The organism is Ottowia beijingensis (assembly GCF_013423955.1).
Lineage (GTDB): Bacteria > Pseudomonadota > Gammaproteobacteria > Burkholderiales > Burkholderiaceae_C > Ottowia > Ottowia beijingensis.
Map to the genome: position 1 here is coordinate 1,625,358 of NZ_JACCKX010000001.1, position 13,892 is coordinate 1,639,249.

The following is a 13,892-nucleotide window of genomic DNA, read 5'->3' on the forward strand; positions in this document are numbered from 1 at the left end:
GCCCGCTTCATGCGCGCGCACCCGGCGCACTGGATCGCGCTGGGCTTCGGCGCCGGCCTGTCGCCCGTGGCGCCCGGCACAGCGGGCACGCTGTGGGCCTGGCTGGCGTGGGTGGTGCTGGGCTGGTGGCTGACGCCCGCGCAGCTGGGCTGGCTGCTGGCCGCATCGCTGCCGCTGGCGGTGTGGAGCAGCACCGTGACCGCGCGCCACCTGCGCAGCGCCGACCCCAGCGCCATCGTGATCGACGAAATCGTCTCGTTCTGGCTCGTGCTGTGGCTGCTGCTGCCGGCCGGGCTGTGGGCGCAGTTCGTGGCCTTCGCGCTGTTCCGCCTCTTCGACGCCGCCAAGCCCGGCCCCGTGGGCTGGGCCGACCGCCTGCTGCACAGCGCGCGCGGCTGGAAAGGCGGCTTCGGCATCCTGCTGGACGACCTGGTGGCCGCCTTCTGCACGCTGGTGGTGATCGCGCTGTGGCGCGCATGGTGACGCCGGATGCTACAAAACAATGAGCTGTCTGCGCTTTCTGGGCGGTCGCTGGAAGCCGAAATCGTTCAAGACCTGGCCACCCTGCTGCGCCGGCGCGGCTGGCTGTTGGCCACCGCCGAAAGCTGCACCGGCGGCCTGATCGCCGCCGCCTGCACCGATCTGGCCGGCAGCAGCGACTGGTTCGAGCGCGGCTTCGTGACCTACAGCAACGCCGCCAAGACCGAGCTGCTGGGCGTGCCCGCCGCGCTGATACAAGCGCACGGCGCCGTCAGCGAGCCGGTGGTGCGCGCCATGGCCGAAGGCGCCCTGGCGCACTCGCGCGCCCAGCTCAGCGTGGCCGTCACCGGCGTCGCCGGGCCCAGCGGCGGCAGTGCCGGCAAGCCAGTGGGCACGGTGTGGTTCGGCTGGTGCGTGGATGGGCAGACGTTCGCCGAACGCCAGCACTTCGACGGCGACCGCGCCGCCGTGCGTGCGCAGACGGTGGCGCATGCGCTGGCGCGGCTGGTGCAGCGCTTGCAGGGGCCGGCCGAGGCCTGATTCCATTTCCAGATCAGAGCTGCAATAGCTCGTCATTCCGGCGCAAGCCGGAATCCAGACGGCGTGTGCGGAGCAACATGGATCCCGGCCTTCGCCGGCACGGCGGCGATTGATACTGCTTCGCGTTCAAAAAGATGGTTGCTGGCACGTGATGCGATGACGAAATGACCTCGCTGCGCTTCCATGACGGCGGCTGCGCCGCCATGACGCCAGCCAAGTGCAAGGCAGTCCACGCATCAGCGGTGTCATTTCGTCATCACGCCGCGCAGCGAATTCATTGCGTCATCCGTCAAGAGCTAACGTTTGGAACCCGAAACGGTATGAACTGGAAATGGAATCACAGGCGATAGCGTTTTGACGCCGTTTGAACCGTCAAAAAAGTAGCTTCTTGCGCCCGGCTTATGGGCGCTGAAGGCCTTTTTCTTGCCTTGAATAATTTTCAAGCCCCCCTTTTGCGGGGCGTCCTCCGCGTGGCCCGCGCGCCCATGCAAAAGGGCTGCCCGCGGGCAGCCCTTGGCGGCACGGGCTGTGCGCGCTTACTTCACGGTGATCAACCGCCAATCCAGCCGGTTGTCGGCGCGGTGCGTCACGTCGACGTTGCTCTTCATCGCCCAGGGGATGACCTGGTTGTGCAGCGGCAGGTGCGACACGTCCTGGTGCTCCAGGATCAGTGCCTGCTCGATCAGCTCCAGCCGGCGCTTCTGGTCGACCTCGACCTTGATGCGCTCGATCAGCGCGTCCATCTGCGGGTTGCTGTAGCGGCCGACGTTGTAGTTGCCGTCGCCGCCGGCGCCCACGCTGCGCACCAGCGACTGCAGGCTGTACAGCGCGTCGAAGGTGGGCACGCCCCAGCCGAGCATGTAGATGCTGGCCTCGTAGCGCTGGATCATGGGGAAGTAGGTGACCAGCGGCAGCGTGCGCAGCTTGGCCCTGACGCCGATCTTCGACCACATGGCGGCCACGGCCTGGCAGATGCGCTCGTCGGCGATGTAGCGGTTGTTGGGGCAGGCGAAGTCGACCTCGAAGCCGTCCTTGTAGCCGGCATCGGCCAGCAGTTTCTGCGCCGCGGCCAGGTTGAAGGGGTAGCGCTGGTCGGCGCGCTTGGTCCAGCCGGCCACCTGCGGCGCGATCAGCGTGCCGGTGTTCTGGCTCTGGCCGCGCATCACCACCTTGTGGATGGCGTCAATGTCGATGGCCTGGTAGAGCGCTTGGCGCACGCGCTGGTCCTTCAGCGGGTTCTTGCCCTTGATGTTGGAGCCGGGCAGTTCGTCGCGGTGCTGGTCCATGCCGAAGAAGATGGTGCGGTTCTCGGGCCCGGTGACCACCTTCAGCGCCTTGTTGGCCTGCACGCGCTGCAGGTCCTGCGGGGTGGGGTCGAGCACCAGGTCGACCTGGCCCGACAGCAGCGCCGCCATGCGCGTGGCCTCGGACTTGATGGGGCTGTAGACGATCTCGGTGACGTTGCCCGGCTTGGCCTTGGCGGCGTGGCCCCACCAGTTCGGGTTGTCGACCAGCACCAGGCGCTGGTCGGGCTGCCACTCCTTCACCATGAAGGGGCCGCTGCCCATGGCGTTGCGGTGGGCAAAGCTTTCTTCCTTGGTCTTGATGTCCTTGGGCTGGGTGGAGTTGTTCTTCTCGGCCCAGGCCTTGCTCATGATGCGCAGCTCGGTCAGCTGGTTCAGCAGCACCGGGTTGGGCGACTTGGTGTGGATGTCGATGCTGCCGGCGCCGGCCTCGACGCGGTCGATGCCCTGGGTGAAGACGTGGTAGTTCGAGGTCTTGGCCATGGCGCGTTCGATGGAGAACTTGACGTCCTCGGCCGTCAGCGCGCTGCCGTCGCTGAACTTCACGCCCTCGCGCAGCGTGAACTGCATGTGCGTGGGGCTGACCTGCTTCCAGGCGGTGGCCAGCATGGGCTCGATCTTGAAGCTCTTGCTGTTGTAGTACACCAGCGATTCGTAGATGGCGGCGTGCACGCCGTTGCCCAGCGCGTTGTTCTGCGAATGGATGTCGAGCGTGGGGATGTCGCTGGCGCTGCTCCACCGGAAGGTCTTGGCGTGCAGCGGCAGCGCGCAGCACACGGCCAGCGCGGCCAGAGAGAGGGTGCGGATGTTCATGTTGTTGGCCCTTCCTGTGCGGTTGCAAAACGCGTCAGTATGCAAGCTGCAGGGCCGCCGACACAGAGGGAAGTCCCTGACGCAGCGGGGCGGCCACATCAAAAAGATAGCTGCTTGCGCACGCAGAAACTTGATTTCAAGGCATTTCATCCTGAAATCATTTCAAACAGGGCGCAGGCCGCTATTGTTTTTGCGTGATGGGCAACCAGTATCAGACCACGTTGTGGGAGCGGGCTTGCCCGCGATGAGGCGCCTCGTCGCCACCAACGCTTGATCGCGGGCAAACCCGCTCCCACACAGCGGATGCGGTCCGCCCGTCATTGGCGACTTGTTGATGATCAAGTGTTTTTGATGCCAACCGCCCACCGCAACCCGCGGGTGTTAGGCTGTGCCCCACCCTTGGCCGGCCGCACCCTGGCGGTGCAGCGCGGCCTGCCGATGTTCGGCGCGGCCTGCCGGCGCCGCGCCCGCCCTTGCGGAGTCACTGCCGATGCCCCCACCCTGACCTTCACCAACACCGTGCGCTACAGCACGCTGGCGCTGTGCGTGCTGGTGTTCGTGCTCAGCCTGTTTGCCCTCATCGCCTTCGGCCGCGGCCTGCCGTGGTTCGTGCTGTCGGGCGCGCTGGTGGCGCTGGGCATTCACGACCTGAACCAGACGCGCCATGCCATCCTGCGCAACTACCCCATCGTGGGCTGGCTGCGCTTCGGGCTGGAGTTCATCCGCCCCGAGATCCGCCAGTATTTCATCGAGAGCGACACCGAGGCGCAGCCGTTCTCGCGCGCGCAGCGCTCGGTGGTGTACCAGCGCGCCAAGGGCGAGCCGGACAACCGGCCCTTCGGCACGCAACTCGACGTGGGTGTCGAAGGTTATGAATGGATCAACCACTCGCTGCACACCACGCATATCGAATCGCAGGACTTCCGCCTCTGGATCGGCGGCCGCCCCGGCGCGCCGCTGCCCGGCGTGGCGCCGTGCACGCAGCCCTACAGCGCCAGCGTGTTCAACATCTCGGCCATGAGCTTCGGCGCGCTGTCGGCCAACGCCATCCTGGCGCTGAACCAGGGCGCGAAGATCGGCGGCTTCGCGCACGACACGGGTGAGGGTTCCATCTCGCAATACCACCGCGTGCACGGGGGCGATCTGATCTGGGAGATCGGCTCCGGCTACTTCGGCTGCCGCACCACCGACGGCCACTTCAGCCCCGAGCGCTTTGCCGAGCAGGCGCGCGACGCGCAGATCAGGATGATCGAGCTGAAGCTGAGCCAGGGCGCCAAGCCCGGCCACGGCGGCATGCTGCCGGCGGCCAAGGTCACACCCGAGATCGCCGCCGCGCGCGGCGTGCCGGTGGGCATGGACTGCATCTCGCCCTCGGCGCACAGCGCCTTTGCCACGCCAATCGAGCTGATGCAGTTCATCGCGCAACTGCGCCAGCTGTCGGGCGGCAAGCCCACGGGCTTCAAGCTGTGCATCGGCCACCCGTGGGAATGGTTCGCCATCGTCAAGGCCATGCTGGCCACCGACATCACGCCGGACTTCATCGTCGTCGACGGCGCCGAGGGCGGCACCGGCGCGGCGCCGGTCGAGTTCACCGACCACGTCGGCACGCCCTTGCAGGAGGGCCTGCGCCTGGTGCATAACACGCTGGTCGGCGTGGGCCTGCGCGAGCGCATCAGCCTGGGCTGCGCCGGCAAGGTGACCAACGCCTTCAACATCGCGCGCATGGTCGCGCTGGGCGCCGACTGGGCCAATGCCGGGCGCGGCTTCATGATGGCGCTGGGCTGCATCCAGGCGCAGACCTGCCACACCGGCCGCTGCCCCACCGGCGTGACCACGCAAGACCCGGCGCGCCAGCGCGCGCTGGTGGTGGCCGACAAGGCGCCGCGCGTGGCGCAGTTCCATGCCAACACCATGCACGCGCTGAAGGAGTTGCTGCAGGCGGCCGGGCTGACGCACCCGAGCCAGATCACCGCACACCACATCGTGCGCCGCATCGACGATGCCGAGGTGCGGCTGCTGTCGTCGCTGATGCCGCAGATGGCGCCCGGCGCCATCCTCAACGACCTGGGCCATCTGCCCAACGTGTACCGGCTGTACTGGCCGCTGGCCAGCGCCGACAGCTTCGATCCGCGCGAGCCGGCGCCCGGCGAGGCGCCGCCCGACTTGCGCGTGCGCAGCGGCGTGCGGCCCTCCGGCGCGCCGCCCTCGGCCTACGAGGTGGCACGCCAGATGCGCCCGGCGCAGGCGCCCGGGCCGGCGGCGCGCAGCACCATCGAGCCCACGCAAGCCTCGCCCGATGCGGCCACGCCGGCATCGGCCACCGAAGTGCCCGATGCATGGCGCGGCTCCGATGCACGTTGAACAGGGCTTGCAGTGTTGCAGCGGGCGCTGTCGGCGCATTCGGGTTTTCCTCGTCAACACACCCTGCACGGCAGGCGTTTTGAAGGCCTGTGCAAGTCCTTTTTAAATAAGCGTTCACGCATGTTCATGGCGGGTAAAAACCCTAGCTGAATGCTGCAGTGCGTCACGCATAATCCGCCCGTTTTTCACAGTCTTCAAGGCACCGCGAGCCGCATGAGTTCGGACAACATTTTGGAAACGCGTGGACTCGTCAAGGAGTTCAAGGGCTTCGTAGCCGTCAACGACGTCAACCTCCAGGTGCGTCGCGGCACGATCCATGCGCTGATCGGCCCCAACGGCGCCGGCAAGACCACCTGCTTCAACCTGCTGACCAAGTTCCTGGACCCGACCCGCGGCCAGATCCTGTTCGACGGGCATGACATCACGCGTGAGAAGCCGGCCGACATCGCACGCCGCGGCGTCGTGCGCTCGTTCCAGATTTCCTCCACCTTCCCCAACATGACGGTGCTGGAGAACGTGCGCGTGGCGCTGCAGCAGCAGCTGGGCACGGCGTTCAACTTCTGGAGTTCGGAGCGCACGCTCGATCGCCTCAACGACCGCTGCATGGAGTTGCTGGGCTTCGTCGGCCTGGCCGACTTCGCGCAGCACAAGGCGATGGAGCTGCCTTACGGCCGCAAGCGCGCGCTGGAGATCGCCACCACCCTGGCCATGGAGCCGAAGCTGATGCTGCTGGACGAACCGACGCAGGGCATGGGCTCCGAGGACGTGGACATGGTCACCCAACTCATCAAGAAGGTGGCGGCCAACCGCACCGTGCTGATGGTCGAGCACAACATGGGCGTGGTCGGCAAGATCGCCGACATGATCACCGTGCTGCAGTTCGGCCAGGTGATTGCCGAGGGGCAATACGAGCAGGTATCGAAGGACCCGCAGGTGCTGGAAGCCTACATGGGCAGCGCCGACGAAGTCTTGCAGGGGGCACACTGAGATGAGCAACACCACCCCCGCCATCCGCATCCAGGATCTGCACACCTGGTACGGCGAATCGCACATCCTGCACGGCATCAACATCGAGGTGATGCCCGGTGAGGTGGTCTCGCTGCTGGGCCGCAACGGCGCCGGCCGCACCACCACGCTGCGCGCCATCATGGGCCTGACAGGCAAGCGCACCGGCTCGATCCAGGTCAATGGTGTCGAGACCATCAAGATGGCACCGCACCAGATCGCCCGGCTGGGCCTGGGTTATTGCCCGGAAGAGCGCGCCATCATGGCCTCGCTCTCCTGCCAGGAAAACCTCATGCTGCCGCCCAAGGTGGCCGAGGGCGGCATGAGCGTGGACGAGATCTACGAGATGTTCCCCAACCTGAAGGCGCGCAAGAACAGCCCCGGCGGGCGCCTCTCGGGCGGCGAGCAGCAGATGCTGGCCGTGGGCCGCATCCTGCGCACGGGCGCCAAGACCCTGCTGCTGGATGAAATCTCCGAAGGCCTGGCACCCGTGATCGTGCAGGCGCTGGCCCGCATGATCAAGGAACTGCGCCAGCGCGGCTTCACCGTGCTGATGGTGGAGCAGAACTTCCGCTTCGCCGCGCCGCTGGCCGACCGCTTCTACATCATGGAGCGCGGCCTGATCGTGCGCGAGTTCACCGCCACCGAGTTGCAGGACAACATGGAAATGTTGCAAGAGTACCTCGGGGTCTGAGTCCCTGATTGTTTTTCCCTGTCCCTTTTTCCCCTGTCCTTTTTCTTTGGCAGTCCATCCATTAAGGAGATGTATCGATGAAACGCAAACTGCTCAGCGCCCTGATCGCCGGTATCGGCCTGGCTAGCGCCGGCCTAGCGCAAGCCCAGATTTCGGGCAACCTCGTCAAGATCGGCGTCCTGAACGACATGTCGGGCGTGTATGCCGACATCGGCGGCCCCGGCTCCGTGCTGGCTGCCAAGATGGCCGTGGAGGACTACATCAAGGCCACCAAGTCCAACCTGAAGGTCGAGGTGGTTTCCGCCGACCACCAGAACAAGCCCGACGTCGGCTCCAGCATCGCCCGCAAGTGGTACGACTCCGACGGCGTCGACATGATCATCGACGTGCCCACCTCGTCGGTCGGCCTGGCCATCAACCAGGTCACCAAGGAGAAGGGCAAGGCCTATATCAACACCGGCTCCGCCACGTCCGACCTGACCGGCAAGGACTGCTCGCCCAACACCGTGCACTGGCTGTACGACACCTGGATGCTGGCGCACGGCACCGGCAGCGCGGTGGTGAAGAACGGTGGCGACACCTGGTACTTCCTGACCGCCGACTACGCCTTCGGCCACGCGCTGGAGCGTGACACCTCCGAGGTCGTCAAGGCGTCCGGCGGCAAGGTGCTGGGCAGCGTGAAGGTGCCGCTGGCCACGCAGGACTTCTCGTCCTTCCTGCTGCAGGCGCAATCGTCCAAGGCCAAGATCATCGGCTTAACGCCGGCGGCGACACCATCAACTCGATCAAGCAGGCAGCCGAGTTCGGCATCGTCAAGGGCGGCCAGAAGCTGGCCGGCCTGTTGGTGTTCCTGCCCGACGTGCACGGCCTGGGCCTGGCCACGGCGCAAGGCCTGAACGTGACCGAGTCCTGGTACTGGGACCTGAACGACGCCAGCCGCGCTTGGACCAAGCGTTTCGTGGCGGCCAACGGCGGCAAGTACCCGTCGTCCGACCACGCTGGCGTGTACGCCGGCGTGCTGCACTACCTGAAGGCCGTCGATGCCGCCAAGACCGACGACGGCACCAAGGTGGTGGACAAGATGAAGGAACTGCCAACCGACGATCCGCTGTTCGGCAAGGGCAGCATCCGCGCCGACGGCCGCAAGATCCACCCGGTGTACCTGTTCGAGGTCAAGAAGCCGTCCGAGTCGAAGGGCCCCTACGACTACTACAAGTTGCAGCAGACCATCGCCGCCGACAAGGCGTTCCGCCCGATCGGCGAAGGCGCCTGCCCGCTGGTCGCCAAGAAGTAATCACAGCCTGAACCCAAGCGACCGCACGGCGGCGAACGATCTATGGAACTCTTCGGCATCCCGATCCAGGCCATGATGGGCCAGTTGCTCATTGGCCTGATCAATGGCTCGTTCTACGCCCTGCTGTCGCTCGGGCTGGCGGTGATCTTCGGCCTGCTCAACATCATCAACTTCGCCCACGGCGCCCAGTACATGCTGGGTGCCTTCGGCGCCTACCTGCTGCTCAACAAACTGGGCCTCGGCTACTGGTGGTCGCTGCTGCTGGTGCCGATCCTGGTGGGCGCCACCGGCGTGCTCGTCGAGCGCACCATGCTGTCGCGCCTATACAAGCTCGATCACCTGTATGGCCTGCTGCTGACCTTCGGCCTGGCGCTCATCATCCAGGGCATCTTCCGCAACGAATACGGCTCCACCGGCCTGCCTTATTCCATGCCCTCGCAGTTGCAGGGCGGTCAGAACCTGGGCTTCATGTTCCTGCCCAATTATCGTGCCTGGGTCATCGTGGCCTCGCTGGTGGTGTGCTTGGCCACCTGGTACATCATTGAGCGCACCAAACTGGGCGGCTACCTGCGTGCTGCCACCGAGAATCCCCAGATCGTGCAGTCGTTCGGCATCAACGTGCCGCGCATGATCACGCTGACCTACGGCTTCGGCGTGGCGCTAGCGGCACTGGCCGGTGTGATGGCCGCCCCGATCTACCAGGTCAGCCCCCAGATGGGCGCTGATCTGATCATCGTCGTGTTTGCGGTGGTGGTGATCGGTGGCATGGGCTCCATCATGGGTGCCATCGTCACCGGCTTCGGCCTGGGCCTGATCGAGGGCCTGACTAAGGTGTTCTACCCCGAAGCCTCGACCACCGTCATCTTCATCATCATGACGATCGTGCTGCTCATCCGTCCGGCCGGTCTGTTCGGCACGCAGAAGTAAGAACCGACATGTCTGCCACCGCTACCACCGTTTCCTCCCCGCCGCTGCACGCGCCGCCGCTCCGGCCGACAACGCCCGCCTGCACCGCATCCTGTTCTTCATCATGGCCGCGGTGCTGGTCGCAGCGCCCTTCGTGGGCCTGTACCCGGTATTCATGATGAAGGTGATGTGCTTTGCGCTGTTCGCCTGCGCCTTCAACCTGTTGCTGGGTTTTGGGGGCCTGCTGTCCTTCGGACACGCCATGTTCTTTGGCAGTGCAGGCTACGTTACCGCCCACGCTGCCAAGGTGTGGGGCCTGACGCCTGAACTGGCCATCCTGCTGGGCGTGGCCGCTGCCACCGTGCTGGGTTGGATAGCGGGCAAGCTGGCCATTCGCCGCGAGGGCATCTACCTGACGATGATCACGCTGGCGCTGGCGCAGATGGTGTACTTCTTCGCGCTGCAGGCTCCGTTCACCGGTGGCGAGGACGGCATCCAGGCCGTGCCGCGCGGGCGCCTGCTGGGGCTGATCGACTTGTCGCAGCCGTTGGCCATGTATTTCTTCGTGCTGGCCATCTTCCTGGGCGGGTTCCTGCTGATCTACCGCATCATCCACTCGCCCTACGGCCAGGTGCTGAAGGCGATCCGCGAGAACGAGCCGCGCACCACCTCGCTGGGTTACGACACCGCCAAATTCAAGCACCGCGCCTTCGTGCTGTCGGCAGCCATCGCCGGCTTGGCAGGTGGTACCAAGGCGCTGGTGTTCCAGTTGGCCTCGCTGACCGACGTGCACTGGAGCATGTCAGGGGAGGTGGTGCTGATGACGCTGGTGGGCGGCCTGGGCACCATCTTCGGCCCGGTGATCGGCGCTGCGATCATGGTCGGTATGCAGAACTACCTGGCGCAGCTGGGCGCCTGGGTCACCATCGTGCAGGGCATCATCTTCGTGGTCGTGGTCCTGCTGTTCCGCCGCGGCATCGTGGGCGAAATCGGGGCAGCGATCAAAAAGTCGCTCTGATCACCCCATGGTCAGAAAAAGCGGCGCCTCAAAGGCGCCGTTTTCCGTTCGCTTCACGCTGGCTTGTCTGCCTTGGCCGGCGACACCACCGGCCACCGGCGCAGCACGTGCACGCCCAGTGGCGCCAGGCGACGCGCCAGGCCCGTGACGCGGGCGTCCTTGCTGAGCAGCAGCGCGCGGCGGGCCACCGCCAGGTCGATGAAGCCCTGGTCGTCCGGGTCACGGCAGCGCACAGAAGCCGGCACCGGCACGTCGACCGGCACCACCCATTCGTCGAAGGCCGCCAGCACCGCATCGCGGGTCGGACCTGGCCGGCCCAGTCGGGTTGCGATGCGCGGGTAGGCCAGCACGCGGGCCAGTTCTTCGCGCATGGGCGGCGTGGCGATCCAGCGCAGCCGACCGGTCGTCAGGGCAGCACGCAGCGCGTCGACGGCCGGGTCATGAAACACCCACAGGTCCAGCACGCAGTTGGTGTCGATGACGATCTCGCCGTACATGGCCGGAGTGCGACCAGAAAGCATTTCATAACTATCATATTGATAGCTATTCGCGCCTGTCATTCCTGGCCTGAAGGCTGATTTGGCTTGAAATTCACCTGCCGTGCCGTCAGGTCGAAGCGGAACAGCCGGCATTCGATCGGCCCGTTCCACAGCGGCACGCGGCGCGATTCCTTCAGGCGCAGGCGGCCCGGCAGCTTGAGGTCGGGCGTGAGCAGCCACGCCGTCCAGCCGGCGTAGTGGCCCTTCCAGTGCGCGGCCAGGCGGGTAAAGAATTCATCACCGGCGTTGACCTCCAGCGCGGGCGCGACATCATCGCTGCGCTGGCGCGCCAGGGTGCCACTCTGGAACGCTTCGCGCCCGCCCGCCCGGCGCCCCGCCACACCGGCGGCGGCAATGCGCTCGCCGTAGGGTGGGTTCATCAGCAGCACACCGGGCTGTTCGGTGGGCGGCATGCGTTGCAGGGCATCGCCGCCGCGCAACTGCACGGCATGGGCCACGCCCGCGCGCTCGGCATTGCGCTGCGCGAAGTCGACCATGCGGTGCGCCACGTCGCTGCCGAAGACATGCACCGTGGGTTTCAAGCCATTTTGGCCTTCAGCGCCCGCGGGTACTGCGCCAGCAGATTCTTTCTTGATAGCATTCCATTGTTGTGCATCGAAGGGCTTGAGCCGCTCGAAAGCAAAGCGCCGCTGCCCGCCTGGCGGCAGGCCCAGCGCCAGTTGCGCCGCCTCGATGACGATGGTGCCGCTGCCGCAGCAGGGGTCGTACAGTGGCACCGGCAACACCTGCCGCATAGCGGGCTGCCACCAGCCGCTGGCGGCCAGCATGGCGGCGGCCAGCGTTTCCTTCAGCGGCGCGTCGCCCTTGTCCTGCCGCCAGCCGCGCTTGAACAGCGGCTCGCCGCTGGTGTCGATGTACAGCGTGGCGTGGCTGGCGCTGAGGTGTGCAGTCACGCGCGCATCGGGGCGCTGCGTGTCGATGCTCGGGCGCACGCCGCCCGCGCGCTCGCGAAAACGGTCGGCCACGGCGTCCTTCACGCGCAGCGTGGCGAAGTTCAGGCTGCGCAGCGGACTGCCCTGCGCGGTGATGTCGACGCGAAAGCTCTGGCGCGGTGTAAACCACTCCTCCCACGCCACGCCGGCAGCCAGGTGGTACAGGTCGTGCTCGTCGGCATACGGCGCGTGCGCCAGCTCGACCAGAACGCGCTGCGCCAGCCGGCTGTGCAGGTTCAGGCGCAGGGCCAGCGCCCAGTCGCCACGCACACGCACCCCACCACGCACGGTGAGCAGGTCTTCGCCCACCAGACCGGTCAGGCCGTGCACTTCGTCGGCCAGGAAGTCCTCGACGCCGCCGGCACAGGGCAGGAACAGGGTGAGCGTCTTCATGCGGCACCCGCCGTGGCCTTGCGCAGGCTGGCGATGGGAATGCGCAGGCCCTCGCGGTACTTGGCGACGGTGCGGCGCGCGCAGTCGATGCCCTGTTCTTTCAGCATGTCGGCGATCTGGTTGTCGGACAGTGGTTTGGCCGTGTCCTCGGCGGCGATGAACTGCTTGATGAGCGCGCGCACCGCGGTGCTGCTGGCGTTGCCACCGGCCTCGGTGCCCAGGGCCGAGCCGAAGAAATACTTCAACTCGAAGGTGCCACGCGGCGTGGCCATGTACTTGGCGGTGGTCACGCGGCTGATGGTGGACTCGTGCACGCCCAGTTCATCAGCCAGCTCGCGCTGCACCATGGGGCGCATGGCCAGCTCGCCATGGATGAAGAAATTGCGCTGCCGCTCGACGATGGCGGTGGAGACGCGCAGGATGGTGTCGAAGCGCTGCTGGATGTTCTTGATGAACCAGCGCGCCTCCTGCAGGCGCTGGGCCAGCGCCTGGTGGTTCTCGCCGCCCTTGCCGCCGCGCAGTGCGTTGGCGTAGATGTCGTGCACGCGCAGCTTAGGCATCACGTCGGGGTTGAGCTGCACGCGAAAGCGCTGCGCCGCACCGCTGCCCACGCTGCTGACGATGACGTCGGGCACCACGGTGTTGCGTTCGACGTCGGCGAACTGGCGGCCCGGCTTGGGGTCGAGCCGGCCGATCAACTGCATGGCGGCACGCACAGCGTCTTCACCGTCGCCCGTGAGCTGGGCCAGGCGCTTGGCATCGCGCCGCGCCAGCAGATCGACGGCGCCATGCTGGGCGCAGATGCGCAGCGCGGCGGCGATGCACGCCTGCTCGACCGCGTCCACGTCGCGCTCGGCCTGGCGACTCTTGAGCTGCAGCGTCAGGCACTCGGCCAGGTTGCGCGCACCCACGCCGGCCGGCTCCAGCGACTGCAGCAGCTTCAGCCCCAGGGTGAAGCGGTGCACCAGTTCTTCCAGATGCTCCAGGTCGTCCCCTTCGTCGGTCAGCGTGGCGGCCAGCTGGGCGAGCGAATCTTCCAGGTAACCATCGTCGTTGAGCGATTCAATCAGAAAGCGCAGTGCCGCCGTGTCCTCGGGCGACAGGCGCAGCGCCAGCGCCTGGCGGTGCAGGTGCTCGGCCAGGGACTCTTGCGGGCGGGCGCGCTCGCCCGGGTCCAGCTCGTCGTCGCCGTCGAGGTTGTTGGCGCGCGCCGGGGCATCACCGCCCCATTCGCCGTCGTCGGGCGACACTTCGACACTGCCATCGCCGTCCCAGCTGTCCGGCAGCGGGGATTCAGTGCCAAATTCGGCTTCTGCGCCTGACCCATCTGCGCCAGCAGCTATCGATTCAGAAGCGACTTCCTGGATCCGATCGCCCTCGCTGACGCGCGCATCGGCCCGGGTCAGGCCGAACTCCTCGCGCGGCGCGGCCTCGTCATCGCGCTCCAGGAAAGGGTTGTCGTCGAGCATCTGCTCGACCTCGCTGGCCAGCTCCAGCGTCGACAGCTGCAGCAGGCGGATTGATTGCTGCAGCTGCGGCGTGAGCGCCAGATGCTGCGAGACGCGAAGGGAAAGCCCGGGTTTCACTGCCTA

The 13,892-nt window shown here is 66.5% G+C and carries 11 protein-coding genes and 2 pseudogenes; 8 read left to right on the plus strand and 5 right to left on the minus strand.

Features of this window, described 5'->3' with window-relative positions; all coding sequences use genetic code 11:
• The first annotated feature begins 9 nt into the window (after positions 1 to 9).
• Together H0I39_RS08235 and H0I39_RS08240 are read left to right on the plus strand one after the other, a co-directional pair.
• Positions 10 to 483 carry a phosphatidylglycerophosphatase A family protein gene (locus tag H0I39_RS08235; RefSeq protein ID WP_180551739.1) on the plus strand — a complete coding sequence of 158 codons (474 nt, stop codon included), beginning with the start codon at positions 10 to 12 and terminating at the stop codon, positions 481 to 483.
• A gap of 6 nt (positions 484 to 489) precedes the next feature.
• Positions 490 to 1,020, plus strand: coding sequence for a CinA family protein (locus H0I39_RS08240; RefSeq protein ID WP_180550151.1), 531 nt, complete (start codon positions 490 to 492; stop codon positions 1,018 to 1,020).
• 32 nt (positions 1,021 to 1,052) lie between these two features.
• Here the strand turns inward: H0I39_RS08240 and H0I39_RS08245 are convergent, their stop codons facing one another.
• Positions 1,053 to 1,253, minus strand: a complete 201-nt coding sequence (locus H0I39_RS08245; protein ID WP_180550152.1) for a hypothetical protein — start codon at positions 1,251 to 1,253, stop codon at positions 1,053 to 1,055.
• A gap of 303 nt (positions 1,254 to 1,556) precedes the next feature.
• On the minus strand, positions 1,557 to 3,137 hold the full coding sequence (locus H0I39_RS08250) for an ABC transporter substrate-binding protein (RefSeq protein ID WP_180550153.1): 1,581 nt from the start codon (positions 3,135 to 3,137) through the stop codon (positions 1,557 to 1,559).
• A gap of 438 nt (positions 3,138 to 3,575) precedes the next feature.
• Between H0I39_RS08250 and H0I39_RS08255 the strand changes: the two are divergent.
• From H0I39_RS08255 to H0I39_RS08280, 6 genes and pseudogenes are all read left to right on the plus strand, one after another.
• Positions 3,576 to 5,279 (plus strand): annotated as a pseudogene (locus H0I39_RS08255) (FMN-binding glutamate synthase family protein); the annotation flags it as partial.
• 432 nt (positions 5,280 to 5,711) lie between these two features.
• The gene (locus H0I39_RS08260) at positions 5,712 to 6,485 is read left to right on the plus strand and encodes an ABC transporter ATP-binding protein (protein WP_180550154.1); all 774 of its coding nucleotides are present in this window, start codon (positions 5,712 to 5,714) and stop codon (positions 6,483 to 6,485) included.
• Between the two features lies 1 nt (position 6,486).
• Entirely contained in the window at positions 6,487 to 7,197 is a 711-nt protein-coding gene (locus H0I39_RS08265) for an ABC transporter ATP-binding protein (protein WP_180550155.1), read from the plus strand.
• A gap of 77 nt (positions 7,198 to 7,274) precedes the next feature.
• Positions 7,275 to 8,491 (plus strand): annotated as a pseudogene (locus tag H0I39_RS08270) (ABC transporter substrate-binding protein).
• Positions 8,492 to 8,533: 42 nt separating this feature from the next.
• Positions 8,534 to 9,418, plus strand: coding sequence for a branched-chain amino acid ABC transporter permease (locus H0I39_RS08275; protein WP_180550156.1), 885 nt, complete (start codon positions 8,534 to 8,536; stop codon positions 9,416 to 9,418).
• Positions 9,419 to 9,521: 103 nt separating this feature from the next.
• Complete coding sequence (locus H0I39_RS08280) at positions 9,522 to 10,415, plus strand: branched-chain amino acid ABC transporter permease (protein ID WP_180550157.1); 894 nt, start codon at positions 9,522 to 9,524, stop codon at positions 10,413 to 10,415.
• Positions 10,416 to 10,468: 53 nt separating this feature from the next.
• On the opposite strand, the gene H0I39_RS08285 is transcribed toward H0I39_RS08280, so the two are convergent.
• From H0I39_RS08285 to rpoN, 3 genes are read right to left on the minus strand one after another with little or no spacing between them, the layout of a single operon-like run.
• Complete coding sequence (locus H0I39_RS08285) at positions 10,469 to 10,912, minus strand: putative toxin-antitoxin system toxin component, PIN family (RefSeq protein WP_180550158.1); 444 nt, start codon at positions 10,910 to 10,912, stop codon at positions 10,469 to 10,471.
• A 59-nt stretch (positions 10,913 to 10,971) separates the two neighbouring features.
• Positions 10,972 to 12,300 carry a THUMP domain-containing class I SAM-dependent RNA methyltransferase gene (locus tag H0I39_RS08290; RefSeq protein ID WP_180550159.1) on the minus strand — a complete coding sequence of 443 codons (1,329 nt, stop codon included), beginning with the start codon at positions 12,298 to 12,300 and terminating at the stop codon, positions 10,972 to 10,974.
• A complete protein-coding gene (gene rpoN, locus H0I39_RS08295; protein WP_180550160.1) occupies positions 12,297 to 13,886 on the minus strand; it encodes an RNA polymerase factor sigma-54 in 1,590 nt (529 codons plus the stop codon). Before rpoN ends, H0I39_RS08290 begins: the two co-directional genes overlap by 4 nt.
• Positions 13,887 to 13,892: the final 6 nt, after the last annotated feature.

Coding starts and splice junctions, on each gene's coding strand:
- H0I39_RS08235 (WP_180551739.1), top strand. CDS start 10: ATGCGCGCGCACCCGGCGCACTGGATCGCGCTGGGCTTCGGCGCCGGC.
- H0I39_RS08240 (WP_180550151.1), top strand. CDS start 490: ATGCTACAAAACAATGAGCTGTCTGCGCTTTCTGGGCGGTCGCTGGAA.
- H0I39_RS08250 (WP_180550153.1), bottom strand. CDS start 3,137: ATGAACATCCGCACCCTCTCTCTGGCCGCGCTGGCCGTGTGCTGCGCG.
- H0I39_RS08260 (WP_180550154.1), top strand. CDS start 5,712: ATGAGTTCGGACAACATTTTGGAAACGCGTGGACTCGTCAAGGAGTTC.
- H0I39_RS08265 (WP_180550155.1), top strand. CDS start 6,487: ATGAGCAACACCACCCCCGCCATCCGCATCCAGGATCTGCACACCTGG.
- H0I39_RS08275 (WP_180550156.1), top strand. CDS start 8,534: ATGGAACTCTTCGGCATCCCGATCCAGGCCATGATGGGCCAGTTGCTC.
- H0I39_RS08280 (WP_180550157.1), top strand. CDS start 9,522: ATGGCCGCGGTGCTGGTCGCAGCGCCCTTCGTGGGCCTGTACCCGGTA.
- H0I39_RS08285 (WP_180550158.1), bottom strand. CDS start 10,912: ATGTACGGCGAGATCGTCATCGACACCAACTGCGTGCTGGACCTGTGG.
- H0I39_RS08290 (WP_180550159.1), bottom strand. CDS start 12,300: ATGAAGACGCTCACCCTGTTCCTGCCCTGTGCCGGCGGCGTCGAGGAC.